This window comes from Inquilinus sp. OTU3971 (assembly GCF_038440215.1).
This window is the reverse complement of the sequence record NZ_JASATH010000019.1, coordinates 19,462-41,088: the sequence shown is the minus strand read 5'-3', so window position 1 is coordinate 41,088 and position 21,627 is coordinate 19,462. Positions and strand designations below refer to the sequence as shown.

Here is a 21,627-nt window from a genome sequence, read left to right as displayed (position 1 = left end):
CTGTCGCTTCCTCTCAGTTCCGCAGCGGCTTGCCGGTGGCCAGCATGTGCTCGACCCGGGCGATGGTGCCGGGGGCCTGGACCAGCGCGGTGAAGGCCTCGCGCTCCAGCGCCAGCACATCGTCCTCGGTCAGCGTCTCGGTGATGTCGGTGTCGCCGCCGGACAGGACGGTCGCCAGCTTGTCGGAGACGACGACGTCATAGGGCGTCGCCTTGCCGGCGCGGGCCAGGTCGGCGACCGCCAGGGCCAGCGCGGTCCGCGCGGTCGGGCCCGGCAGCCGGATCTCCTCGGCCGGCTCCGGCGGCTGGTAGCCCTCGGCCAGCGCCAGGGCGCGGGCCTTGGCGTCGGCCAGCAGCCGGTCGCGGTTCATGGTGATGCCGTCCTGCGGCCGGAAATACAGCAGCTCCTTCGCCTCGAAGGCCGACTTCGCCACCTTGGCGGTGCCGATGGTCTCGAACACCTGCCCGATCGGCGGCATCGGCCCGCCCGGCCGCTTGGGCTGGCCATAGGCGCGCAGCAGCATCTCCTTGCAGCCGCCCCAGCCGGGGATGAGGCCGACGCCGACCTCGACCAGGCCGCAATAGGTCTCGGCATGGGCCTGGATCGCGGCCGAGTGCAGCAGGATCTCGCAGCCGCCGCCCAGCGCCATCCCGGACGGCGCCGCCACGGTCGGGAACGGCGCGAATTTCAGCGCCTTGTAGGCATCCTGGCCACCCTTCACCAGCGCCTCGATCTGTGGCCACAGGGCGATGTTGATGCCGAACAGGGCGAGGCCGAGATTGGCGCCGACCGAGAAGTTGGTGCCCTCGTTGTAGACCACCATCGCCTTGTACTTGGTCGCGGTGATGCGGATCGCCTCGGCCAGCAGGGCCATGGTCTGGTCGTCGAGGCTGTTCATCTTCGAGATGAATTCGAAGCAGGTGACGCCGTCGCCGATGTCCCACAGCGCCGCCGACCCGTTCTTCGCGATCGGCTTGGCGGTGCGCTTGATGTCGGCCAGCAGCAGCACGCCGTCCGGCCGCGTCACCCCGGCATAGTCGCCACCGGTGGTCAGGTATTGCAGCTTGCCGTCCTGGACCCGGTAGAAGCTGCGGCCCTGCGCGGCCTCGAGCAGGGCCGGCACCGGCTTGCCCTGGCTTTCCAGCCAGCCGATCAGCCAGTCGGCGCCAACCTGGTCGATCAGCTCGAACGGGCCGAAGCTCCAGTTGTAGCCGAGGCGCATCGCCTCATCGACCGCGACCACCGTGTCGGCGATCTGCGGCACCAGCCCGGCGGCGTAGGACAGGGTCTGGCCCAGCACCCGGGCGGCGTATTGGCCGGTCTTGTCGTCGAAGCCGACCAGCGCCTTCAGCCCGCCCTGGCGCGCCGCGTCGACGCCGTCCAGCGTCGGCTTGTCGGATTTCGCCCAGGCGCCGGTCTGGAGGTCGATGCTCTCCTTCACCCGGCTGCCGTCGGCGGCCTTGCTGAGACGGTAGAAGCCGCCCTTGCCCTTGCGGCCGGTATAGCCCTCGGCGATCAGCCTTTCGATGGCGGGCTCGACCCGGTAGATCTCGCGATACGGGTCGTCCTGCGGCAGGGTCGCCAGCAGGCTCTTGGCGATATGCGGCATCAGGTCGAGGCCGACCAGGTCGATCAGCCCGAACACGCCGGTCTTCGGCACACCCATCGGCCGGCCGACGACCGCATCCGCCTCCTCCACCGTCAGGCCGAGGTCGAAGGCGCCGTTGACCGCCGACTGGATCCAGTAGGTGCCGATCCGGTTGGCGATGAAGCCGGGTGTGTCCTTGCAGTCGACCACGCCCTTGCCGAGGCGGAGGTCGGCGAAGCCGCGGATGCCAGCAACCAGGGCCGGGTCGGTCTCCGGCCCCGTCACCAGCTCCAAGAGGCGCATGTAGCGCGGCGGGTTGAAGAAATGGGTGATCAGGAAGCTGCGCCGGAACGCGTCGGACCGGCCCTCGGTCAGGATCGCCAGCGGGATGGTCGAGGTGTTGGAGGACACCGCCGCCCCGGGCTTCGTCACCTTCTCGATCCGGGCGTAGAGATCCTGCTTGATCGCCGGGTCTTCCAGCACCGCCTCGACGATCCAGTCGCAGCCGGCCAGCTTGTCCAGGTCGTCCTCGGTGTTGCCCGGGGTGACCAGCTTCGCCGCCGCCTTCGACATGAAGGGCGCCGGGTCGGCATTGGCCATGCGCGCCAGCGCACCCTCGGCGACCGCGTTCCGGTTGGTCGCACCCTTCGGCACGATGTCGAGCAGCAGCACCGGCACGCCGGCATTGGCGAAGTGTGCGGCGATGCCGCTGCCCATCACCCCGGCGCCAATCACCGCGACTTGCTTGATGTCCATGGTTCAGCTCCCTGGTCGCCCTCCCTTCACCCCTGTCGTCATCCCCGCGAAAGCGGGGATCTCCCGAAGTGCTCGACGAGATTCCCGCTTTCGCGGGAATGACGGGAAAGGGTTTGGGGGCGCGGAAATCGTCAGTAGGTCAGGCCGCTTCGAGCACGGAGGCGATGCCCTGGCCGCCGCCGATGCACATGGTGGCGAGGGCGAGCTCCTTGCCCTCCCGCTTCAGGATCGACGCGGCCTTGCCGGTGATCCGGGCGCCCGAGGCACCGAGCGGGTGGCCGAGCGCGATGGCACCGCCGTCGATGTTGGTCTTGTCCCAGTCGAGCTCGAGGTCGCGGCCGACCGCCAGCGCCTGGGCGGCGAAGGCCTCGTTCAGCTCGACCACGTCGATGTCCTTGAGCGTCAGCCCGGCGCGCTGCAGCGCCTTGCGGCTGGCGCCGACCGGGCCGATGCCCATGATCTCCGGCGCGCAGCCCGACACCGCGATCGACTTGATCCGGGCCAGGATCGGCAGGCCGGCGGCCTTGGCGAAAGCCTCGCTGGTCACCAGCGTCGCCGAGGCGCCGTCGGTCAGCGGGCTGGAGGTGCCGGCGGTGACCGTGCCGTTCTGGTCGAAGGCCGGCTTCAGGCCGGACAGGCCTTCCTGGCTGGTGTCGGGGCGGATGGTGCCGTCGCGCTCGACCGTGCCGTCCTTCGTGGCGATCGGCACGACCTCGCCGGCGAAGCGGTTCTCGGCCCAGGCCGTCGCGGCACGCCGCTGCGAACGGATGGCGAAGTCCTGCTGGCTCTCGCGGGTGATCTGGTACTTCACCGCCAGGTTCTCGGCGGTCACGCCCATGTTGAAATAGGCCTGCGGCATCTCGGCCGCCAGCTTGGGGTTCGGCGCCGGGTTGAAGCCCATCATCGGCACCCGGGTCATGCTCTCGACCCCGGCGCAGAGGAAGGCCTCGCCCGCGCCCATCTGGATCGCGCCGGCCGCCTGGTGGATCGCCTGCATCGACGAGCCGCAGTAGCGGTTGACTGTGACGCCGCCGACCGACTGCGGCAGCCCGGCCAGGAACACGACCATGCGGGCCATGTTGAAACCCTGCTCGCCCTCCGGGAAGGCGCAGCCGAGGATCAGGTCCTCGATCGCCTCGGGGTCGACCTTGGTCTCGGCGACCAGCGCCTTGATCACGTCGGCGACCAGATCGTCGGGCCGGACCCGGCGCAGGTCGCCCTTGTTGGCGAAGTGATGCGGCGACCGCTTGAACCCGGCGATGACGACGCTCTTGTCCATGGTGGTCTCAGGCTCCTCAGAGTTTCTTGTCGCGGGCCGCGCCCGCGGATGGGCGGCGGCTCAGCCTTCCGGCAGCGCGCCTTCCCGCTTCAGGAAGCTGGTGATCTCGGCCTCGATGCCCTTCAGGTCCTCGATCGTCTGCTGGACGTCGACCAGCTGGGTCTCGAGGGCGGCGCGCCGGGACCGGGCGCGGCCGAGGAAGAAGGTCATCTGCTCGACCTGGCCGTGCTCGCGATCGTAGAGGTCGAGGAACTCCCTGATCTCGGCCAGGGAGAAGCCGAGCCGCTTGCCGCGGCAGATCAGCGCCAGACGGGCCCGGTCGCGATGGCTGTAGATGCGGGTCAGCCCGGCCCGTTCGGGCGACAGCAGGCCCTCATCCTCATAGAACCGGATGCTGCGCGGGGTGATGTCGAACGCAGCGGCGAGATCGCCGATCGAATAGCTGCGCTGCTCGACCTCCGCCTTCTCCCTGGTGTCCGCCTCCATGGCGCCGTGCCTCCGACCGCGTTGCTGCATGCCGTTTACGTAAACGTAAAGTACCGCAGCCGGAGATCCGGGTCAATCGGAAGTGGCTCAGGTGCCGGTGCGCGCGCCCTGCGTGGCCGCCTTGGCCGCCTCCTCCTCGAGGACCGTCTTGCGCGACAGCTTGCCGATCAGGGTCTTGGGCAGCGGCGTGTCGCGGAACTCGATCAGCTTCGGCATCTCGATCGGCGACAGCTTGTCCTTCAGGAACTCGACCAGGGCTTCGGCGGTCAGGCTCTGCCCCACGCGCAGCTTGATGTAGGCCTTCACCGTCTGGCCGCGATAGGCGTCCGGCAGGCCGGCGACGATGCATTCCTCGACCGCCGGGTGCAGGTAGATCGCCTCCTCGACATTGCGCGGATAGACGTTGAAGCCGGAGCACAGGATCATGTCCTTGATCCGGTCGACGATGAAGGTGTAGCCGTCCTCGTCCATGGTGCCGACGTCGCCGGTGTGCAGGCGGCCGTTGCGCAGCACCTCGGCCGTGTCCTCGGGCCGGTTCCAATAGCCCTTCATCACCTGCGGCCCGCGGATGCAGACCTCGCCGCGCTCGCCGGTCGGCATCACCGTGGTGCGGTCTTCCAGCGACACGATCTCGATGATCGTCTGCGGCAGCGGGAGGCCGATCGACCCTTCCTTGTTGACGCCGAACAGCGGGTTGCAGGTGGCGATCGGCGACGCTTCCGACAGGCCGTAGCCCTCGACCAGCTTGCAGCCGGTCGCCGCCTCGAAGGCGTGCTTGACCTCGACCGGCAGCGGCGCCCCGCCGGAGATGCAGCGCTTCAGCGAGGACAGGTCGTATTTCGCCCGCTTGGGGAAGTTGGCGATCGCGGTGTAGATGGTCGGCACCGCCGGGAACAGCGTCGGCTTCCTGTCGTGGATCGTCTTCATGACGGTCGCGAGCTCGAAGCGCGGCAGCATGATGATCTCCGCCCCCGCCCAGATCGCCAGGTTCATCGCCACGGTCATGGCGAAGACGTGGAAGAAGGGCAGCACCGCCAGCATCCGGTCCTGGCCCGGGGTCATGCCCTCGAACCAGCAGCCGGCCTGCACCGCGTTGGCGTAGAGATTGGCATGGGTCAGCATCGCCCCCTTGGGCGTTCCGGTGGTGCCGCCGGTGTATTGCAGCACCGCCAGGTCCTCCTCCGGCGCGATCGCGACCGGGGCGAAGCGCCCGTCGTTGCGCACCAGATCGGCCCAGCGCAGGTGGCGGCCGTCCTGCGGCACCTTCGCCACCTCGCGCCGCTTGACGATCGGGAACAGCAGGTTCTTCGGGAAGGGCAGGACGCCCGCCATCGGGCAGACCAGGATCCGCTTCAGCACGGTGCGGCCGACCAGCGGCAGCAGCTTGCCGTGCAGCTGCGCCAGGTCCAGCGTCACCATCAGCTCGGTGCCGCTGTCGTCGATCTTGGTGATCAGCTCGCGCTCGGCATAGAGCGGGTTGTAGTTGACCACCACGGCGCCGCATTTCAGCAGCGCGAAATAGCAGATCACATAGTAGGGGCAGTTCGGCAGGAACAGGCCGACCCGGTCGCCCTTGCCGACCCCGGCGGCGTGGAACCCCTTGGCCGCGCGGGCGACGAGGTCGCCGATCTGGCCGTAGCTGAGGGTCTTGTCCATGAAGGTGGAGCAGGGGCGATCGGCGAACCGCGCCACGGCGTCATCGAGGATGGCATAGAGAGGCCGCGGCTCGATCGGCCGGCTCCAGTCGATCTTGGGCGGGTACAGCTTGGCCCAGGCATTCGGGCGTTCCGAGGCATACGCCTCCGTCATTTCGGTCTCCCCACGGACTTTCTCGGGCCGCAGCGCGGCCTTATCGCATGATGGTGCCGATCAGCGGAACGGGCCGCAAGGTTGAAGCGGAGCCGGGGCCGTGGTTTAACGGCGCGCCCGATACCAGAATCCGGATCACCTTGGCCAAGCGCAGGGACAAGAAACCACAGCCGCGGCATGTGAGCGACCGCGAGATCGCCCAGCGGCTGCTGCGCAACTACATCCGGCCGCATTGGCCGAAGGTGGCGATGGCGCTGTTCTGCATGGCGCTGACCGCGGTCTCCACCGGGGCCTCGGCCTATGTGATGAAGCCGGTGATCGAGAAGATCTTCACCGAACGCGACGCCACCTGGCTGTGGCCGCTGGCCATCGCGGTGATGGCGATCTTCGTGGTCAAGGGCGTCGCCGGCTATGCCCAGGGTGTGATTCTGAACAATGTCGGCCGGCTGATCATCGCCGAGCTGCAGGTGCGGATGTTCCGCAACCGGGTGCGGGCCGACCTCGCCACCTTCCACGAGACCACCTCGGGCCGGATGGTCAGCCACTTCACCAACGACGTGCAGTCGATGTACGGCGCGGTGGCGACCGGCATCACCGGCATCGGCCGGGACCTGCTGTCGCTGATCGCGCTGGTCGGGGTGATGTTCTACACCGACCTGGAGCTGGCCGCGGTCACCTTCATCATCTTCCCGCTGACCGTGATCCCGGTGCTGCAGATCGGCAAGCGCATCCGCAAGATCACCGGCAAGACCTTCACCCAGTACGGCTCGCTGAACAACCATCTCGGCCAGGTCTTCCAGGGCATCCGCCACGTCAAGGCCTACAACGCCGAGGAGCGCGAGACCGGCCGCGCCGCCAAGATCATCAACGAGGTCTCGCGGCTGCGACAGAAGGCGATGCGGGTCAGCTCGGCCACCAGCCCGATCCTGGAGATCCTGTCGGGCGTGGCCATCGTCATCGTCATCCTGTACGGCGGCAACGAGGTCGTTTCCGGCTCGCGCACCACCGGCTCCTTCTTCGCCTTCATCGCCGCGCTGCTGATGGTCTACGACCCCCTGAGGCGGCTGGCCAACCTGCACAACACCCTGTCCTCCGGCTTCGCCGCGGCCGAACGGGTGTTCGAGACGATCGATTCGGTGCCGGCGATCCGCGACGCGCCGGACGCGATGGCGCTGACGCAGTGCCGGGGCCGCATCACCCTGGCCGACGTGCATTTCTCCTACAGCGCGAAGATCCCGGCGCTGCGCGGCGTCACGCTGGAGGTGCCGGCCGGCAAGACGGCGGCGCTGGTCGGGCCGTCCGGGGCCGGCAAGTCGACCATCCTGAACCTGATCCCGCGCTTCTACGACGCCACCCAGGGCACGGTCGCGATCGACGGCCACGACGTCCGCGGCTTGACCCTGCATTCGCTGCGCGACCACATGGCGCTGGTCAGCCAGGAAGTGACCCTGTTCGACGACACGGTGCGCGCCAACATCGCCTATTCCCGCCCCTCGGCGACGCAGGAGGAGGTCGAGGCCGCGGCCCAGGCGGCAGCGGCGCACGACTTCATCCAGCGCCTGCCCAAGGGTTACGACACCATGGTCGGGGAGCAGGGGGTGAAGCTGTCGGGCGGGCAGCGCCAACGCCTGTCGATCGCCCGGGCGATGCTGAAGAACGCGCCGATCCTGCTGCTGGACGAGGCGACCTCGGCGCTGGACACCGAAAGCGAGCGGCAGGTGCAGGCGGCGCTGACCCAGCTGATGGCCGGCCGCACCACGCTGATGATCGCGCACCGGCTGTCGACCGTGCGCAACGCCGACCTGATCTATGTGCTGGACCACGGCCGCGTGGCCGAGGTCGGCAGCCATGCGGAGCTGATCGCCAGCGGCGGCCTGTACGCCCGGCTGTGGGCGATGCAGACCGCCGATGACGAAGAGCTGGCCGCGTTGGCGGCCGACCCAGCCTGAGGATGCCGATGAGCGAGATCGAGAAGCTGCAGCAGCGCCTGCGCGGGATGCGCTGGTTCGCCGTCTGGGCCCTGATCTTCGGCCTCGGCATCGGCTTCTATGCCGGCTTCACCCTCGGCGTCGACACCGCCCGCGACGCCGCCGCGGTGACGGCGCCGAAGGCGGGATAAGCGATCAGGCCGCAGCCTTCTCGAGCGTCGGATAGTCGATGTAGCCGCGGGCGTCGCCGCCATAGAAGGTCGCCTGGTCCGGCGTGTTCAGCGGCGCGTCGCGGCGCAGCCGCTCGACCAGATCCGGGTTGGCGATGAACAGCTTGCCGAAGGCGACGAGGTCGGCACGGCCGCTCTCCACCGCCTCGATCGCCAGGCCGCGGTCATAGCCGTTGTTGGCGATGTAGCTGCCCTTGAACAGCCGGCGCAGCGCCTGGAGGTCGGCGCCGGGCGGCAGCTCGCGGGTGCCGCCGGTCTGGCCTTCGACCAGGTGCAGGAAGCCGATGCCGAGCCCGCTCAGCCCCTCGATCGCGTGGCCGAAGGTCGCCATCGGGTCGCTGTCGGCGATGTCGCCGAAATTGGAGAAGGGCGACAGACGGACGCCGACCCGGCCGGGCGTCCAGACCTCGGCCACCGCCTCCGCCACTTCGAGCAGCAGCCGCGCCCGGTTGGCGACCGGCCCGCCATAGACATCGGTCCGCTTGTTGGTGCCGTCGGCCAGGAACTGGTGCAGCAGATAACCGTTGGCGGCGTGGATCTCGACCGCGTCGAAGCCGGCCTCCTTGGCGTTGCGCGCGGCCTGGACGTAGTCGCCGACGATGCGCGGCAGCTCCGCCGTCTCCAGCGCCCGCGGCGTCGAGGGCGGGACGAAGCCCTCGCCGTCAAAGACCCGGCTGTCGGCCGCGATCGCCGACGGCCCGACCGGCGCCGCACGGCCCGGCTGCAGCACCGCGTGCGAGATCCGGCCGACATGCCAGAGCTGCGCCGCGATCCGGCCGCCGGCCTTGTGCACGGCGTCGGTCACCAGCCGCCAGCCGGCCACCTGCTCCGGGCTGTGGATGCCCGGGGTCCAGGCATAGCCCTTGCCCTCCGGCGAGATCTGCGTGCCCTCGGAGATCAAGAGGCCGGCCGAGGCGCGCTGCGCGTAGTATTCGGCGTTCAGCGCATGCGGCACGTCGCCATCGGGCCGCGCCCGGTTGCGCGTCAGCGGCGCCATCACGATCCGGTTCGGCAGCTCCAGGTCGCCGATCCGGGTCGGCGTGAACAGCTTCGGGACAGTCATAGGTCTCTCCAGTTGGATGCCAGATTCAGGACCGATCGGTCCAAAATCGAACGGAAAAGCACAGGGGCAGGATGAGGGGCCGGCCTTACCGCATCAGCGGCTCGGCGGCGGCCAGGAGGTCGTCGATCGCGGCGGGCGCGGTGCCCGCCTTGTGCATCACCGAGGCGCCGACCGCGATGGCCAGCAGGCCGCGGGCCCGAGCCGCCTCCGTCGCGGCATCGGCGCCGGACCGACGGGCCAGCAGCCCGGCCAGCAGCGCCTCCAGCCGCTCCAGGTGGTGGCGGCTCAGCCCCGCGACCTCGGGGTCGTGCGGCGCCAGCTCCACCGTGCAGTTGATCAGGAAGCAGCCGTCGCGGCTGCCGCCGCCATTGGCGATCGCAGCGACCGCGAGGCGCAGGGCGTGGCCGGCATCCGGCTCGGCCGCGACCCGCTTCTCCAGCTCAGCGAAGCGCTGGTCCCCGTAGCGCCGGATCGCCGCCACCAGCGTGTCGCGCTTGGAGCCGAAGCAGCCGTAGAAGCTGCTGCGGCTGAGATCCATCGCCCGGGTCAGGTCGTCCAGCGACGTCGCCTCGTAGCCCTGGCGCCAGAACAGGGCCATCGCCGCGTCGAGCGCGGTGTCCTTGTCGAATTCGCGGGGACGGCCGGGGTGGGAAACCATCGCCGAAATATGGACCGCCCGTTCCGGAATGCAAGATACCGCTGTGTCGCTTCGCACCCGCGCCTGGAACTCGCGGTCCCGCGACGCGATATGAGAGAGGGGTGGTGGAGGCACGGATGACCGGCAACGGTCCGCGATACCTGTTCGACCCGGCGGCGCTGGAGCGCAACCTGTCCGGGTTCGACGACGCCGCCCGCCGGGCGATGGTCGACGATCTGCTCGAGGAGCTGCGCGAACGCGCCGACGCGATCGCCGCCGCGGCGGGCGCCGGCGACCGCGAGGCCCTGGCGCTGGAGGCCTACGCCCTGCGCTCCTGCGCCGCGATCTGCGGCGCCAGTGCCCTGATCGACCTTGCCGGATCGCTCGGCGACAAGGGCGACAACCGGCCGGGCCGCCCGCTGGAATTGGCCAAGGTGGCCAAGGCCCGGGTGGCCGAGACCGTCAGGGCGCTGGAGCTGTGGCGGAGCGGCGAGATGGAGCGAAGACCGGAGGAGTGCTGACCGGCTGGGGCGGGATGGCGTCGTAATCGGCCTCGCCCAGGATCTCGATGCCCTCGATCAGCAGCGCCGCACGGGCCTCGGCCAGCGCCGGATCGGCCAGGACGCCGCGCAGGGCCGCCTGCAGCGCCTCGACCGTCGCGTCATCCGCGTCGCGGCGCGTCACCAGGGGCAGACCCGGCGCCTGCGCGGTGCGGCCGATCACGCGCAGCCCAGCGGTGGCGGCGGGGCGGTGGCGCTGCAGCAGCGCATAGGTGACGCAGTCGATCGCGGCGATGTCGGCCTCCCCGGCCGCCACCGCCGCCACGCTGTCGGCATGGGCGCCGGTGACCAGGGCGGCGCGGAAGAACCGCGGCTCAGGCAGCGCCGCGGCCAGGGCGACCCAGCCGGACAGGCTGTCCCAGCCGTTGACCGCGCAGATAGCGTCGCGGAAATCCGCCAGCCCGTCGCCCCGGGCGTCCGCGCGGACCACCAGCAGGCTGCAGTAGCGCGGGCCGTTGCAGCCCGGGGCGGCATAGCGGGGCGTCGCCACCAGCCGCAGCCGGTCGCGGTAAGTCTGGACATAGGGGTTGCCGCAGGCCTGGCTGAGCAGCAGCCCCGGGTCGGCCCACAGCTCGTGCACCGTCGGACCGCGGCTCAGGGCCGGTGGCGCCACGATGCCCGCAGCCGCCAGGCGCGCAGCGACCGCCGCCCACAGCGCATCGGTGGCCCAGCGCACCTCCGGCAGATCGTACATCGGCAGGCTGGCCGTGCCCGGCCCGGCCGTGGCCGTCACTTGGCGCGCCGCTTGGCGTCGAAATCGGGATGCACCGGCTCGTCGACCGGGCGGAACAGGTAGCGCTGGGCGATCTCGCCATAGCCGCGGTAGTGGCCGGCGCCGCGCGCGGCGACGCCGGCGGAATCATTGGCGGCGGCGAAGCGCGGCAGCCGGTACCAGGCCAGGCCGGGCCGGGCGTGATGCGCCACATGCAGGTTGTTGTTGAGGAACAGCAGCGAGAAGAACGGTCCGGAGGACACCACGGCGGTGCGCAGCCCTTCCGGCCCGGCGCGGTGCTCGGCGAAGGAGCGCAGCAGCGACACCGCGGTGCCGGCGTAGCAGGTGGCGACATAGAGGATCGGCGAGATGCCGAACCCGACCGAGACCACGGCCAGCACGGCGGCGGCGCCGGCCAGATGCGTCGCCCAGACGATGCGCGCCTTGCGGTCGCGGCGCAGCTTCGGCAGTTCCTCCGCCCACAGCCCGTACCAGGCCAGGGCCGGGCCGATCAGGAAGCGGCCCAGCAGCGTGCGGTTGAAGCGCAGCACCGCCCGCCCGGCCGGGCTGAGCGCCGACCAGTGGGCATCGGTGACGTAGTAGCTTTCCGGATCCTCGACCGGCGACGTCAGATGCGCGTCGCGATGATGGTGCAGGTGCAGGTCGCGATAGGTGGCATAGGGCAGCCACAGCGACAGGGGCAGCCAGCCGATCGCCGTGTTGATCCGGCGCGACCGGGTCGGGTGGCCGTGGATGGTCTCGTGCTGCAGCGACCCGTACCAGGCCAGCAGCACCGCGCCGATGGCGATGAAGAGAGGCGCCGGCAGCGCCGCGTGGAACCAGAGCAGTGCCGCCCAGCCGCAATAGACCGTGACGGCCACCGCCCAGGTCGGTCCTTCGAAGCTCGCCCGTCTCACCATGTCTGCCATCGATCCATCTCCTCGGATCCAGGCTGTCGTGAAACGGTCATGTCGGACAATGCGATAATGCGCACGAAACAACGCGATTGATGTATTCTCATCTAAGACGTTGCGAAACCGCACAATTTGTTTTGGAAACCCCGCAATGGCGCAATCCCGCCACGACATGATCGAGACCTTCCGCGCCCGGCTGGAGGAGATCATCGCGGCCTCCGGCCAGAGCCGCAGCGCCTTCGCCGCCGCGGTCGGGATGGACCGGTCGACCCTGTCGCAGATCCTGTCGCCGGCGAATGATCGGCTGCCGCGCGCCGAGACCCTGGCGGCGATCGCCGCCGCCCGCCAGGTCAGCATCGACTGGCTGCTGGGCTTGAGCCAGCGCGGCCCCCTTTCCGCCGACATCCTGCCGGAGCGGCTGGCGATCGAGCGCGACGCGCAATGGGCCGATGACGAGCGGCTGATCGCCTGGCACCGCGAGGCGATCGGCTACAAGATCCGCCATGTCGCGACCACCCTGCCCGACATCCTCAAGAACCGCGACGTGATCCGGCACGAGCTGGCGCATTTCGCCGGCGCCGGCCCGGAGCAGCGGATCGAGACCGCGGCCGCCCGCCTGGCCTATCAGCGCCGGCCGGAGACCGACATGGAGGCCTGCAACTCGATCCAGGCGATCGAGGGCTTCGCCCGCGGCGAGGGCATCTGGCATGACCTCGACAACGAGGTCCGGGCCCGCCAGCTCGACCACATGATCGCGCTGGTGGAGGAGTTGTACCCGACCTTCCGCTGGTTCTTCTACGACGGCCGGCAGCACTATTCCGTGCCGGTGACGGTGTTCGGGCCGCTCAGGGCCGTGATCTATCTCGGCGGCATGTACTTCCTGTTCAACTCGACCGAGCACATCCGCGCCCTGTCGGAACATTTCGACAGCCTGATCCGCGGCGCCATCGTCCAGCCGCCCGACGTGCCCAAGCTGCTGCGCCGGCTGCGGGCCCGGCTGGGATAAGGGTAAAAAACCGCACGGGACCCATGGTGTGGATATCTCCCAGGCGCTATATAGATAGCAGAAGGAGATATCCCAATGGCGCTGTTCATCCGCGATAGCGAGGTCGACGCACTTGCGGAAGAGGTCCGCAGGATCACCAAGGCAAAGACGAAGACCGAGGCGGTCCGCCAAGCCCTGCAGGCCCAGCTCGTCGCGGCACGCCGTGCCCTTCCGCTCAGGGATCGACTGGCACGCTCCCGAGCGCTCGCCGACGCGATGGGGCCGGGCGATCCCGACTTCGACATGAAGACCTATACCGATGAGATGTGGGGCGACGCCTGATGTTCGTGGACGCATCCGTCATCGTCGCGATTCTAGGGCGCGAGCCAGGCTACGAGGAAATCGAGAAGCGGCTGGCTACCGTCGACGGCCCCTTCTTCGTCTCACCTTTGGTCAAGTTCGAAGCCTCTGTCGGCCTTGCACGTCTCAAGACGAAGGCGAAAGCGGCGAACGCAAAACCGTCGCCTGATCTCCTGCGGCAAGCTCGAGATGCCATCGACGCCTTTGTCGAGGATCTCGGCGCCGAGGAGGTGGCGATCTCGCCCGAGATCGGGCGGCAGGCGCTCGAGGCAAGCGCGACCTATGGCAAAGCCGTCGGCCATGTCGCCGATCTCAACTTCGGCGACTGCTTCGCCTATGCCTGCGCCAAGACGCTCGGCTTGGCCTTGCTCTACAAGGGCGACGACTTCGCCCGCACCGATCTCGCCTAAGCCGCGCCGCTGCCTCAACGCTGCCATGTCGGACTTTTGTGCGCTGCAGCGGCGCCGGGCGTTCTATATCTGATTCTTCTCTGACCGATTCCGTTGCCCGAGAGGCGTCGCCATGGGCGAGCGCGCGCATCCTGCCGTCCCGGCGATCACGCCGGCGATGATGTTCCTGATGGCGGTCGCCTGCGGCGCCATCGTCGCCAACCTGTACTACGCCCAGCCGCTGATCGCGCTGATCGCGCCCTCGGTCGGGCTCGGCACCGTCGCCGCCAGCCTGGTCGTCACCCTGACCCAGATCGGCTACGGCGTCGGGCTGATCCTGCTGGTGCCGCTGGCCGACATGGTCGAGAACCGGCGGCTGGTCGTGCTGACCCTGTCCGGCACCGTGGTCGCCCTGCTGATCGCCGCCCTGGCGCCGAGCGCCGGGATCTTCCTGTTCGCGGCGCTGCTGATCGGCCTCAGCTCGGTGGCGGCGCAGGTCCTGATCCCGATGGCCGCGCACATGTCACCCGACGCGATCCGCGGCCGGGTCGTCGGCAACATCATGAGCGGCCTGCTGCTCGGCATCCTGCTGGCCCGGCCGGTCGCCAGCGTGGTGGCCGAGCTGTTCGGCTGGCGCGCCATCTTCTTCCTCTCCACCCTCCTGATGGCCGGCCTGCTGGCGGTGCTGGCCTGGCGCCTGCCGCAGTACCGGCCGGCGCCGGGCCCCAGCTACGGCCAGGTGCTGCGTTCGCTCGCCACCCTGTTCCGCCGCACGCCGATCCTGCAGCGCCGCGCCGCCTACCAGGCCGCGCTGTTCGCCGGCTTCAGCCTGTTCTGGACCGCGGTGCCGCTGGAGCTGGCCAGCCCGCGCTTCGGTTACAGCCAGGCCGGCATCGCCGTGTTCGCCCTGGTCGGCGCCGCCGGCGCCCTGGCCGCGCCGCTGGCCGGCCGCATCGCCGATCGCGGCTGGACCCGGCCAGCCACCTTCGGCGCCCTGGCCTCGGTCGCCGCCGCCTTCGCCATGGCCTGGGCCGGCGGCGCGGCCGGGTCGGTGGTGCTGCTGGCGGCCGCCGGCATCCTTCTCGACTTCGGGGTGCAGGCCAACATGGTGCTGGGCCAGCGCGCCATCTACGCCCTGGCGCCGGAGGCGCGCGGCCGGATGAACGGCCTCTATGTCGCCAGCGCCTTCGCCGGCGGCGCCATCGGCTCCGCCATCGCCAGCGGCACCTTCAGCTCGGGCGGCTGGTCGCTGGTCAGCTGGGTCGGCCTCGCCTTCCCCGCCGTGGCGCTGCTGCTGTATACGACCGAGCTGTTCTGCCGCCGGCCGGAACCGCGCCGCGCCTGAGCGCCGGCCTCGGGCCGGCCCCGCGCCGGAGGAGCCGACCGTGACCGACATCGCCGAGGCCTGGTGGCGGGACCTTCGCCGCGCCCGTCCCGAGCTCGGCCTGCCCGAGCGCTACGACCTCTGGCATTTCGGCGACAGCGAAGACCTGGCGCGCGAGCTGCTGGACCTGGTGCTGGCCGGCACCAAGACCGCCACCGCCGGGCTGGTCTGGGGCGCCGACGAGGCCGGCACGCCGAAGCCGGGCGGCCACAGCCTGATCACCGACTTCGCCGGCACGCCGCATTGCGTGCTGCAGACGGTGGAGGTGCGGGTGCTGCCCTTCGACCAGGTCGACGCCGCCTTCGCCCATGACGAGGGAGAGGGCGACCGCTCGCTGGCCTTCTGGCGCGACGCGCATTGGCGCTATTTCGGCCGCCGCTGCGCCGAGATCGGGCGTGAGCCTGCGCTCGACATGCCGGTGTTCTGCGAGCGCTTCCGCCTGGTCTATCCAGAAGCCTCGATCATCAAGACGTAGGTTGGGTTCGCAAGAGCGAACCCAACCTACGAAGCCTCCCTACCCCCGGCCCTCGGCTTCCCAGTTCAGCCGCTTGCGGTAGATCGTCGAGGCGCTGATGCCGAGCAGCGCCGCGGCCCGCGGCACATTGCCGTCGCAGGCCGCGATCGCGTCCTCGATCGCATCCTTCTCGATCATCCACAGCGGCCGGACCGACGATCCCTTGCCGTTCGGGACGCCCGGCGGCGGCTCGACCACCCGGCGGCTGGGCTGGGCCGCCGGGATCAGGGTCCGCACCGGCGACGGCAGCATCGACCGGGTCACCAGCGGCCCGTCATGCAGCACGACGATGTTGCGGATCACGTTCTGCAACTGGCGGACATTGCCCGGCCAGCCGTAGCGCTGCAGGTCCTCCGCGACCTCGAGGTCGAAATCGCTGAAGCTCTTGCCCTCCTCCGCCGCGTAGTCGTGCAGGAACTGGCGGGCGATCAGCAGCACGTCGTCCTCGCGCTCGCGCAGCGGCGGCAGGGTCACCGGGATCACCAGCAGGCGGTAGTACAGGTCCTCGCGGAACCGGCCCAGGCGCACCTCCTCGGCCGGGTCGCGGTTGGTGGCGCAGACGATGCGCAGATCGACCTTGCGCTCGCGGCTGCCGCCGACCGCCGTCACCTGCCCGGTCTGCAGGAAGCGCAGCAGCTTGGTCTGCAGCTCCGCCGGCAGCTCGCAGATCTCGTCCAGGAACAGGGTGCCGCCATCGGCCCGGACCGCGGCGCCTTCGCGGTCGGCCACGGCGCCGGTGAAGGCGCCCTTCACATGGCCGAAGATCTCCGATTCCATCAAATCGCGCGGGATGGCGCCGCAGTTCAGCGCGACGAAAGGATGGTCGTGCCGCGGGCTGCGGCGGTGCACGGCCTCGGCGCACAGCTCCTTGCCGGTGCCGCTCTCGCCGGTGACGAACACCGTGGCCTTCGACGCCGCCGCCGAATCGATGATCCGGTACACCGCCTGCATCGCCAGCGACCGGCCGATGAAGCCGTAGTAGCGGTCGCGGCCGAGATCCTCGCGCCAGGCTTCGACCTCGCGCTGCAGCCGCATCCGCTCCAGCGTGTTGCGGACGGTCACGGTCAGCCGGTCGCCGGGGAAGGGCTTGACCAGGAAATCGAAGGCGCCGAGCCGCATCGCCTCGACTGCGATGTTGACCGAGCCATGGGCGGTGATCACGATCGCCGCCACCGGGATCTGTTGGTCGCGGATATGCTGCAGGATCTCCATGCCGTTCATGTCCGGCAGGTTCAGATCGAGCAGCACGGTCGCATAGCGCCCCTGCGCCAGCGCCGCGAGCGCGTCGGCCCCGGTCTCGGCATGATCGACGGCGATGCCGGCCTTGGCCAAGGTCTCGATGTAGAGCCGCGCCAGCGCCGGCATGTCCTCGACCAGGAGCACGGCAGCGGGGTCGGCCGCCTGCGGTTCAGCGAGGGGCGCCATGGCGATATCGTGGCCCAGGGAGGCATCCATCTTCAACAATCGCCCGCAACAAGAATTCGTCTTAAACGCAACGACGTGCCGAGCCTCCCCGCCACGACGAACGGTCCAGAGACAGAAAGAAAGTCATGATAGGTCCGAAAACGATTCTGATCGATGGAATTTGGAGCGGCGCGAAGGATGGCCGCACCCTTCCGGTGATCGACCCGTCGACCGGGGCGGCGTTCGACAGCCTCGCCCGCGGCGGCGCGGCCGAGATCGACGCCGCGGTGCGGGCCGCGCGCCGCGCCTTCGACGACGGACCCTGGGGCCGGATGCCGGCGGTCGAGCGCGGCCGCGTCCTGGCCCGCATCGGCCGAGCCATCGAGGCGGATTTCGAGACGCTGTGGCGACTCGAGGCCGCCGATGCCGGCAAGCCGGTGAAGCAGGCCAAGGCCGACATCACCGCCTGCGCCCGCTATTTCGAGTTCTACGGCGGCGCGTGCGACAAGCACCACGGCACCACCCTGCCCTATCTCGACGGCTACACCGTGCTGACGGTGAAGGAGCCCTATGGCGTCACCGGCCACGTCATCCCGTGGAACTACCCGGCGCAGATCTTCGGCCGCACCATCGGCGGCGCCCTGGCCGCCGGCAATGCCTGCGTGCTGAAGCCGGCCGAGGACGCCTGCCTGACGCCGCTGCGCATCGCCCGGCTGGCGCTGGAGGCCGGGCTGCCGCCGGGGGCGCTGAACGTCGTCACTGGCCTCGGCGCCGAGGCCGGGGCGGCCCTGGCGGCGCATCCCGGACTCGACCACATCAGCTTCACCGGGTCGCCCGCCACCGGCGCCGCGATCCAGGCCGCCGCGGCGAAGTTCAACCGGCCGGTGACGATGGAGCTGGGCGGCAAGTCGCCGCAACTGGTGTTCGACGATGCCGACGCCGAGGCCGCTCTGCCCTTCGTCACCGCGGCGATCGTGCAGAATGCCGGCCAGACCTGTTCCGCCGGCAGCCGCCTGCTGCTGCAGGACGGCATCGCCGACGAATTCCTCTCGGCGCTGGTCGACCGCTTCAAGGCGCTGGAGACCGGCCCCTGGGACCGCGACCCGGATTGCGGCCCGCTGATCAGCGCCCGGCAGCAGGAGCGGGTGCGCGGCCATCTCGACCGCGCCCGGGCGGACGGGCTGCCGGTGCTGGCCGAGGGCCGCCTGTCCCCGAACGCCCCGGCCGGCGGCTTCTACCAGGTGCCGACCCTGATCGGCGACGTGCCGCCCGGCCATCCGCTGGCGCAGGAGGAGGTGTTCGGCCCGGTGCTGGCGGTGCTGCGCTTCCGCGATGAGGAGGAGGCGATCCGCCTGGCCAACGGCACCGAGTTCGGCCTGGTCGCCGGGGTCTGGACCCGCGACGGCGCCCGCCAGCTGCGCTGCGCCCGCCGGGTCCGGGCCGGCCAGGTCTTCGTCAACAACTACGGCGCCGGCGGCGGCGTCGAGCTGCCCTTCGGCGGCGTGAAGCGCTCCGGCTTCGGCCGCGAGAAGGCGATGGAGGGGCTGGACCATTTCAGCGTGACCAAGACCATCGCGATCCGGCACGGGTGAGGAAGGTTGCTGAGCCGGGCCGAAGATCCGCGCCCGGCTCATACCTCCTCGGCGGACATTCGCCTGCTGCCCCGGCCGCGCTGCCCCTATAGTCCGGCCATTCGACGTCCGGCGCATCGCCGGGGCAGACGGCGGGCCGGGCGCCAGGCATCGAGCGGCGCCTCTCCCGTGGCACGACCACCACACGACCAGGACAGAGGGACAGGGCATGCGGCTCGAAGGCAAGGTGGCCATCGTCACCGGCGCGGCGTCAGGCTTCGGCAAGGGCATCGCCGAGCGCTTCGTGCGGGAAGGCGCCAACGTGCTGATCGCCGATCTGTCGACGGAGGCCGGCGAGGCCGTGGCCGCGGCGCTGAACAAGGTGCGGCCGGATGCCGCCCGCTTCGTCCGCACCGACGTGTCGCGCGACGCCGACACCGCGGTCGCCATCGCCACCGCGGTCGAGGCCTTCGGCGGGCTCGACATCGTCGTCAACAATGCCGGCTACACCCATCGCAACAAGCCGATGGCCGAGGTCACCGAGGATGAGTTCGACCGCATCTTCGCGGTCAATGTGAAGGCGATCTTCCTGTCGGTGCGGCACGCCGCGCCGCATCTCTCGGCCAAGGGCGGCTCGATCCTCAACATCGCCTCGACCGCCGGCATCCGGCCGCGGCCCGGCCTGACCTGGTACAACGCCTCGAAGGGCGCGGTGATCACCGCCACCAAGTCGATGGCAGTCGAGCTGGCGCCGAAGATCCGGGTCAACTGCCTGTGTCCGGTGCTGGGGCAGACCGGCCTGACCTCGACCTTCCTCGGCGAGGACACGCCGGAGCGGCGGGCCCAGTTCCTGGCGACCATCCCGCTCGGCCGCATGAGCACGCCGGAGGACATCGCCAACGCCGCCCTCTACCTGTCCTCCGATGAGGCGTCGATGGTCACCGGCGTGGCGCTGGAAGTCGACGGCGGCCGCTGCATCTGAGCGAGGCCGATCGCAGCCGGGGCTTGCCTCGGCGCCGCGATCCCCGCACCCTCGGCACCGAGGGCAGCGAAGGGGCGATGGGTATGCCAGCAACGGCCGGGTTGTCGACGGCGCGCCATCCGACTAGGAAGGCGCGATGACGACCCTCGCAACCGACTCGCGCGACGGCCAATCGCTCGCCCCCAAGCTGCTCGGCGTCATCGGCGTCGTGTATGGCGACATCGGCACCAGCCCGCTCTACACCATCCGGGAGTGCTTCACCCATCCAGGGGCGCCCGGCGTCTCCGAGGGGGCGATGCTGGGCGTGCTGTCGCTGATCTTCTGGGCGACGACGCTGATCATCACGGTCAAATACGTTTCCTTCGTGATGCGCGCCGACAACCGCGGCGAGGGCGGCGTGCTGGCTCTGACGGCCCTGGCCTTCCGGTCGCGCCGCGGCAAGAGGTGGGGCCATTTCATCGTCCTCCTGGGCATCGTCGGCGCGGCGCTGTTCTATGGCGACGGCGTGATCACCCCGGCGATCTCGGTGCTCAGCGCGGTCGAGGGCCTGAGCATCGCGACCCCCCTGTTCGACCCCTACATCATCCCGCTGACACTGATCATCCTGACCCTGCTGTTCATGGTACAGGCCCATGGCACGGCCAAGGTCGGCTCGGCCTTCGGCCCGATCATGTGCCTGTGGTTCCTGGTCATCGGCGTGCTCGGCCTCATCCAGATCGTGAACCGCCCCGACGTGCTGGCGGCGATCTGGCCGAACCATGCGGTCGAGCTGTTCTACACCAGCCCCTGGGCCGCCATCGTCGTGCTCGGCTCGGTGGTGCTGGCGGTCACCGGCGGCGAGGCGCTCTACGCCGATATGGGCCATTTCGGCCGCGGCCCGATCCGCATCGCCTGGCTCGGCTTCGTCTGGCCGGCCCTGCTGCTGAACTATTTCGGCCAGGGCGCGCTGCTGATCGAGAACCCGGCCGCGATCGAATCGCCCTTCTACCTGCTGGCGCCCTCCTGGGGCCTGTACCCGATGGTGATCCTCGCCACCATGGCCACGGTGATCGCCTCCCAGGCCGTGATCTCCGGCGCCTTCTCGGTCAGCCAGCAGGCGGCCCAGCTCGGCTACATGCCGCGGCTGCAGGTGCGCCACACCTCGGCCGAGGAGAAGGGCCAGATCTACATCTCGCGGATCAACTGGTCGCTCTACGCCGCGGTGGTCATCCTGGTGGTCGGATTCGGCTCTTCCAGCGCCCTGGCCGGGGCCTACGGCATCGCCGTGACCGGCACCATGGCGGTGACCAGCGTGCTGGCCTATCTGGTCGCCCGCCACCGCTGGGGCTGGAGCCGCTGGACCGCGGCGCCGCTGTTCGCGGCGTTCCTGTTCATCGACCTCGCCTTCTTCGGCGCCAACACCATCAAGATCCTGCATGGCGGCTGGTTCCCGCTGGTGCTGGCAGTGGCGCTGACGACGCTGATGTGGGTCTGGCGCAAGGGCCGCGAGATCCTGTACCGGCGGCGCTACCGCGACGCCATCCCGCTGGCCACCTTCGTCGACGGCAAGATGTACAAGCGGGCGCACCGGGTGCCCGGCACCGGCATCTTCATGACCGGCAATGTCGGCGTCGTGCCCTTCGCCCTGCTGCACAACCTGAAGCACAACAAGATCATCCACGAGCGCGTGGTGCTGCTGAAGGTCGAGACCACAGACGAGCCGCGGGTCGACGACGACCAGCGCATCGAGATCAAGGATCTCGGCGACGGCTTCTACACGGTGATCGTGCGCTACGGCTTCCAGCAGCAGCCGGACATCCCGCGGGCGCTGGCCGCCTGCGCCGCCAAGGGCCTGGGCTTCAACATGGCCGACACCTCCTTCTTCATGAGCCGGGAGTATTTCGTGCCGTCGCCGCGGCCGGAGCTGCCGCCCTGGCAGGAGTGGCTGTTCATCCTGATGTCGAACAACGCGCTGAGCGCCACCGAGTTCTTCCGCATCCCGGCCAACCGCGCGGTCGAGCTGGGCTCGCATCTGGAGATCTGAGCGGGTGGTCTTTAAGCCAGCCCCTCCACCCCTTCCCCGTCATGGCGAGGAGC

The 21,627-nt window shown here is 69.8% G+C and carries 20 protein-coding genes; 11 read left to right on the top strand and 9 right to left on the bottom strand.

Annotated features, from left to right (window positions below):
• Positions 1 to 13: 13 nt before the first annotated feature.
• The 4 genes from AAHM41_RS07320 to AAHM41_RS07305 form a co-directional block, all read right to left on the bottom strand.
• Positions 14 to 2,344, bottom strand: coding sequence for a 3-hydroxyacyl-CoA dehydrogenase/enoyl-CoA hydratase family protein (locus tag AAHM41_RS07320; RefSeq protein ID WP_342235866.1), 2,331 nt, complete (start codon positions 2,342 to 2,344; stop codon positions 14 to 16).
• 139 nt (positions 2,345 to 2,483) lie between these two features.
• Positions 2,484 to 3,623, bottom strand: a complete 1,140-nt coding sequence (locus tag AAHM41_RS07315) for a thiolase family protein (RefSeq protein ID WP_342235865.1) — start codon at positions 3,621 to 3,623, stop codon at positions 2,484 to 2,486.
• 60 nt (positions 3,624 to 3,683) lie between these two features.
• On the bottom strand, positions 3,684 to 4,109 hold the full coding sequence (locus AAHM41_RS07310) for a MerR family transcriptional regulator (protein WP_342235864.1): 426 nt from the start codon (positions 4,107 to 4,109) through the stop codon (positions 3,684 to 3,686).
• Positions 4,110 to 4,196: 87 nt separating this feature from the next.
• Positions 4,197 to 5,918, bottom strand: coding sequence for a long-chain-fatty-acid--CoA ligase (locus AAHM41_RS07305; protein WP_342235863.1), 1,722 nt, complete (start codon positions 5,916 to 5,918; stop codon positions 4,197 to 4,199).
• A 140-nt stretch (positions 5,919 to 6,058) separates the two neighbouring features.
• On the opposite strand from AAHM41_RS07305, the gene AAHM41_RS07300 reads away from it, so the two are divergent.
• Both AAHM41_RS07300 and AAHM41_RS07295 read left to right on the top strand, forming a co-directional pair.
• Positions 6,059 to 7,867: an ABC transporter ATP-binding protein gene (locus AAHM41_RS07300; RefSeq protein ID WP_342235862.1), complete on the top strand. Its 1,809-nt coding sequence runs from the start codon at positions 6,059 to 6,061 to the stop codon at positions 7,865 to 7,867.
• An 8-nt stretch (positions 7,868 to 7,875) separates the two neighbouring features.
• Positions 7,876 to 8,037 carry a hypothetical protein gene (locus tag AAHM41_RS07295; protein WP_342235861.1) on the top strand — a complete coding sequence of 54 codons (162 nt, stop codon included), beginning with the start codon at positions 7,876 to 7,878 and terminating at the stop codon, positions 8,035 to 8,037.
• Positions 8,038 to 8,041: 4 nt separating this feature from the next.
• Here AAHM41_RS07295 and AAHM41_RS07290 read toward each other — a convergent pair whose 3' ends face one another.
• Both AAHM41_RS07290 and AAHM41_RS07285 read right to left on the bottom strand, forming a co-directional pair.
• The gene (locus AAHM41_RS07290; RefSeq protein WP_342235860.1) at positions 8,042 to 9,139 is read right to left on the bottom strand and encodes an alkene reductase; all 1,098 of its coding nucleotides are present in this window, start codon (positions 9,137 to 9,139) and stop codon (positions 8,042 to 8,044) included.
• 85 nt (positions 9,140 to 9,224) lie between these two features.
• Positions 9,225 to 9,797, bottom strand: a complete 573-nt coding sequence (locus tag AAHM41_RS07285) for a TetR/AcrR family transcriptional regulator (protein WP_342235859.1) — start codon at positions 9,795 to 9,797, stop codon at positions 9,225 to 9,227.
• 116 nt (positions 9,798 to 9,913) lie between these two features.
• On the opposite strand from AAHM41_RS07285, the gene AAHM41_RS07280 reads away from it, so the two are divergent.
• Positions 9,914 to 10,297: an Hpt domain-containing protein gene (locus AAHM41_RS07280; protein ID WP_342235858.1), complete on the top strand. Its 384-nt coding sequence runs from the start codon at positions 9,914 to 9,916 to the stop codon at positions 10,295 to 10,297.
• On the opposite strand, the gene AAHM41_RS07275 is transcribed toward AAHM41_RS07280, so the two are convergent.
• Positions 10,239 to 11,069 carry a phosphate/phosphite/phosphonate ABC transporter substrate-binding protein gene (locus AAHM41_RS07275; RefSeq protein ID WP_342235857.1) on the bottom strand — a complete coding sequence of 277 codons (831 nt, stop codon included), beginning with the start codon at positions 11,067 to 11,069 and terminating at the stop codon, positions 10,239 to 10,241. The genes AAHM41_RS07280 and AAHM41_RS07275 overlap by 59 nt on opposite strands.
• A complete protein-coding gene (locus tag AAHM41_RS07270; protein WP_342235856.1) occupies positions 11,066 to 11,977 on the bottom strand; it encodes a fatty acid desaturase in 912 nt (303 codons plus the stop codon). The genes AAHM41_RS07275 and AAHM41_RS07270 overlap by 4 nt, the downstream gene beginning before the upstream one ends.
• 136 nt (positions 11,978 to 12,113) lie before the next feature.
• Here AAHM41_RS07270 and AAHM41_RS07265 point away from each other — a divergent pair, with 136 nt between their 5' ends.
• From AAHM41_RS07265 to AAHM41_RS07245, 5 genes are all read left to right on the top strand, one after another.
• Positions 12,114 to 12,968: a helix-turn-helix domain-containing protein gene (locus tag AAHM41_RS07265; protein ID WP_342235855.1), complete on the top strand. Its 855-nt coding sequence runs from the start codon at positions 12,114 to 12,116 to the stop codon at positions 12,966 to 12,968.
• Positions 12,969 to 13,043: 75 nt separating this feature from the next.
• The gene (locus AAHM41_RS07260; protein WP_342235854.1) at positions 13,044 to 13,289 is read left to right on the top strand and encodes a type II toxin-antitoxin system VapB family antitoxin; all 246 of its coding nucleotides are present in this window, start codon (positions 13,044 to 13,046) and stop codon (positions 13,287 to 13,289) included.
• Entirely contained in the window at positions 13,289 to 13,717 is a 429-nt protein-coding gene (locus AAHM41_RS07255; protein ID WP_342235853.1) for a type II toxin-antitoxin system VapC family toxin, read from the top strand. The genes AAHM41_RS07260 and AAHM41_RS07255 overlap by 1 nt, the downstream gene beginning before the upstream one ends.
• A 112-nt stretch (positions 13,718 to 13,829) precedes the next feature.
• Positions 13,830 to 15,041, top strand: a complete 1,212-nt coding sequence (locus tag AAHM41_RS07250) for an MFS transporter (protein WP_342235852.1) — start codon at positions 13,830 to 13,832, stop codon at positions 15,039 to 15,041.
• A gap of 40 nt (positions 15,042 to 15,081) precedes the next feature.
• Positions 15,082 to 15,555, top strand: coding sequence for an ASCH domain-containing protein (locus AAHM41_RS07245; RefSeq protein ID WP_342235851.1), 474 nt, complete (start codon positions 15,082 to 15,084; stop codon positions 15,553 to 15,555).
• 39 nt (positions 15,556 to 15,594) lie between these two features.
• Here the strand turns inward: AAHM41_RS07245 and AAHM41_RS07240 are convergent, their stop codons facing one another.
• Entirely contained in the window at positions 15,595 to 17,019 is a 1,425-nt protein-coding gene (locus AAHM41_RS07240) for a sigma-54-dependent transcriptional regulator (protein ID WP_342235887.1), read from the bottom strand.
• A gap of 125 nt (positions 17,020 to 17,144) precedes the next feature.
• On the opposite strand from AAHM41_RS07240, the gene AAHM41_RS07235 reads away from it, so the two are divergent.
• The 3 genes from AAHM41_RS07235 to AAHM41_RS07225 all read left to right on the top strand — a co-directional run bounded on the left by AAHM41_RS07235 (position 17,145) and on the right by AAHM41_RS07225 (position 21,574).
• Positions 17,145 to 18,590 (top strand): aldehyde dehydrogenase family protein, encoded by a 1,446-nt coding sequence (locus AAHM41_RS07235; protein ID WP_342235850.1) that lies wholly within the window; start codon positions 17,145 to 17,147, stop codon positions 18,588 to 18,590.
• Between the two features lie 208 nt (positions 18,591 to 18,798).
• Entirely contained in the window at positions 18,799 to 19,551 is a 753-nt protein-coding gene (locus AAHM41_RS07230; RefSeq protein ID WP_342235849.1) for an SDR family oxidoreductase, read from the top strand.
• Between the two features lie 136 nt (positions 19,552 to 19,687).
• Complete coding sequence (locus AAHM41_RS07225) at positions 19,688 to 21,574, top strand: potassium transporter Kup (protein WP_342235848.1); 1,887 nt, start codon at positions 19,688 to 19,690, stop codon at positions 21,572 to 21,574.
• The last annotated feature ends 53 nt before the right edge of the window (positions 21,575 to 21,627 follow it).

Coding starts and splice junctions, on each gene's coding strand:
- AAHM41_RS07260 (WP_342235854.1), top strand. CDS start 13,044: ATGGCGCTGTTCATCCGCGATAGCGAGGTCGACGCACTTGCGGAAGAG.
- AAHM41_RS07270 (WP_342235856.1), bottom strand. CDS start 11,977: ATGGCAGACATGGTGAGACGGGCGAGCTTCGAAGGACCGACCTGGGCG.
- AAHM41_RS07255 (WP_342235853.1), top strand. CDS start 13,289: ATGTTCGTGGACGCATCCGTCATCGTCGCGATTCTAGGGCGCGAGCCA.
- AAHM41_RS07285 (WP_342235859.1), bottom strand. CDS start 9,797: ATGGTTTCCCACCCCGGCCGTCCCCGCGAATTCGACAAGGACACCGCG.
- AAHM41_RS07295 (WP_342235861.1), top strand. CDS start 7,876: ATGAGCGAGATCGAGAAGCTGCAGCAGCGCCTGCGCGGGATGCGCTGG.
- AAHM41_RS07315 (WP_342235865.1), bottom strand. CDS start 3,623: ATGGACAAGAGCGTCGTCATCGCCGGGTTCAAGCGGTCGCCGCATCAC.
- AAHM41_RS07235 (WP_342235850.1), top strand. CDS start 17,145: ATGATAGGTCCGAAAACGATTCTGATCGATGGAATTTGGAGCGGCGCG.
- AAHM41_RS07305 (WP_342235863.1), bottom strand. CDS start 5,918: ATGACGGAGGCGTATGCCTCGGAACGCCCGAATGCCTGGGCCAAGCTG.
- AAHM41_RS07250 (WP_342235852.1), top strand. CDS start 13,830: ATGGGCGAGCGCGCGCATCCTGCCGTCCCGGCGATCACGCCGGCGATG.
- AAHM41_RS07265 (WP_342235855.1), top strand. CDS start 12,114: ATGGCGCAATCCCGCCACGACATGATCGAGACCTTCCGCGCCCGGCTG.
- AAHM41_RS07290 (WP_342235860.1), bottom strand. CDS start 9,139: ATGACTGTCCCGAAGCTGTTCACGCCGACCCGGATCGGCGACCTGGAG.
- AAHM41_RS07225 (WP_342235848.1), top strand. CDS start 19,688: ATGACGACCCTCGCAACCGACTCGCGCGACGGCCAATCGCTCGCCCCC.
- AAHM41_RS07230 (WP_342235849.1), top strand. CDS start 18,799: ATGCGGCTCGAAGGCAAGGTGGCCATCGTCACCGGCGCGGCGTCAGGC.
- AAHM41_RS07240 (WP_342235887.1), bottom strand. CDS start 17,019: ATGGCGCCCCTCGCTGAACCGCAGGCGGCCGACCCCGCTGCCGTGCTC.
- AAHM41_RS07320 (WP_342235866.1), bottom strand. CDS start 2,344: ATGGACATCAAGCAAGTCGCGGTGATTGGCGCCGGGGTGATGGGCAGC.
- AAHM41_RS07310 (WP_342235864.1), bottom strand. CDS start 4,109: ATGGAGGCGGACACCAGGGAGAAGGCGGAGGTCGAGCAGCGCAGCTAT.
- AAHM41_RS07280 (WP_342235858.1), top strand. CDS start 9,914: ATGACCGGCAACGGTCCGCGATACCTGTTCGACCCGGCGGCGCTGGAG.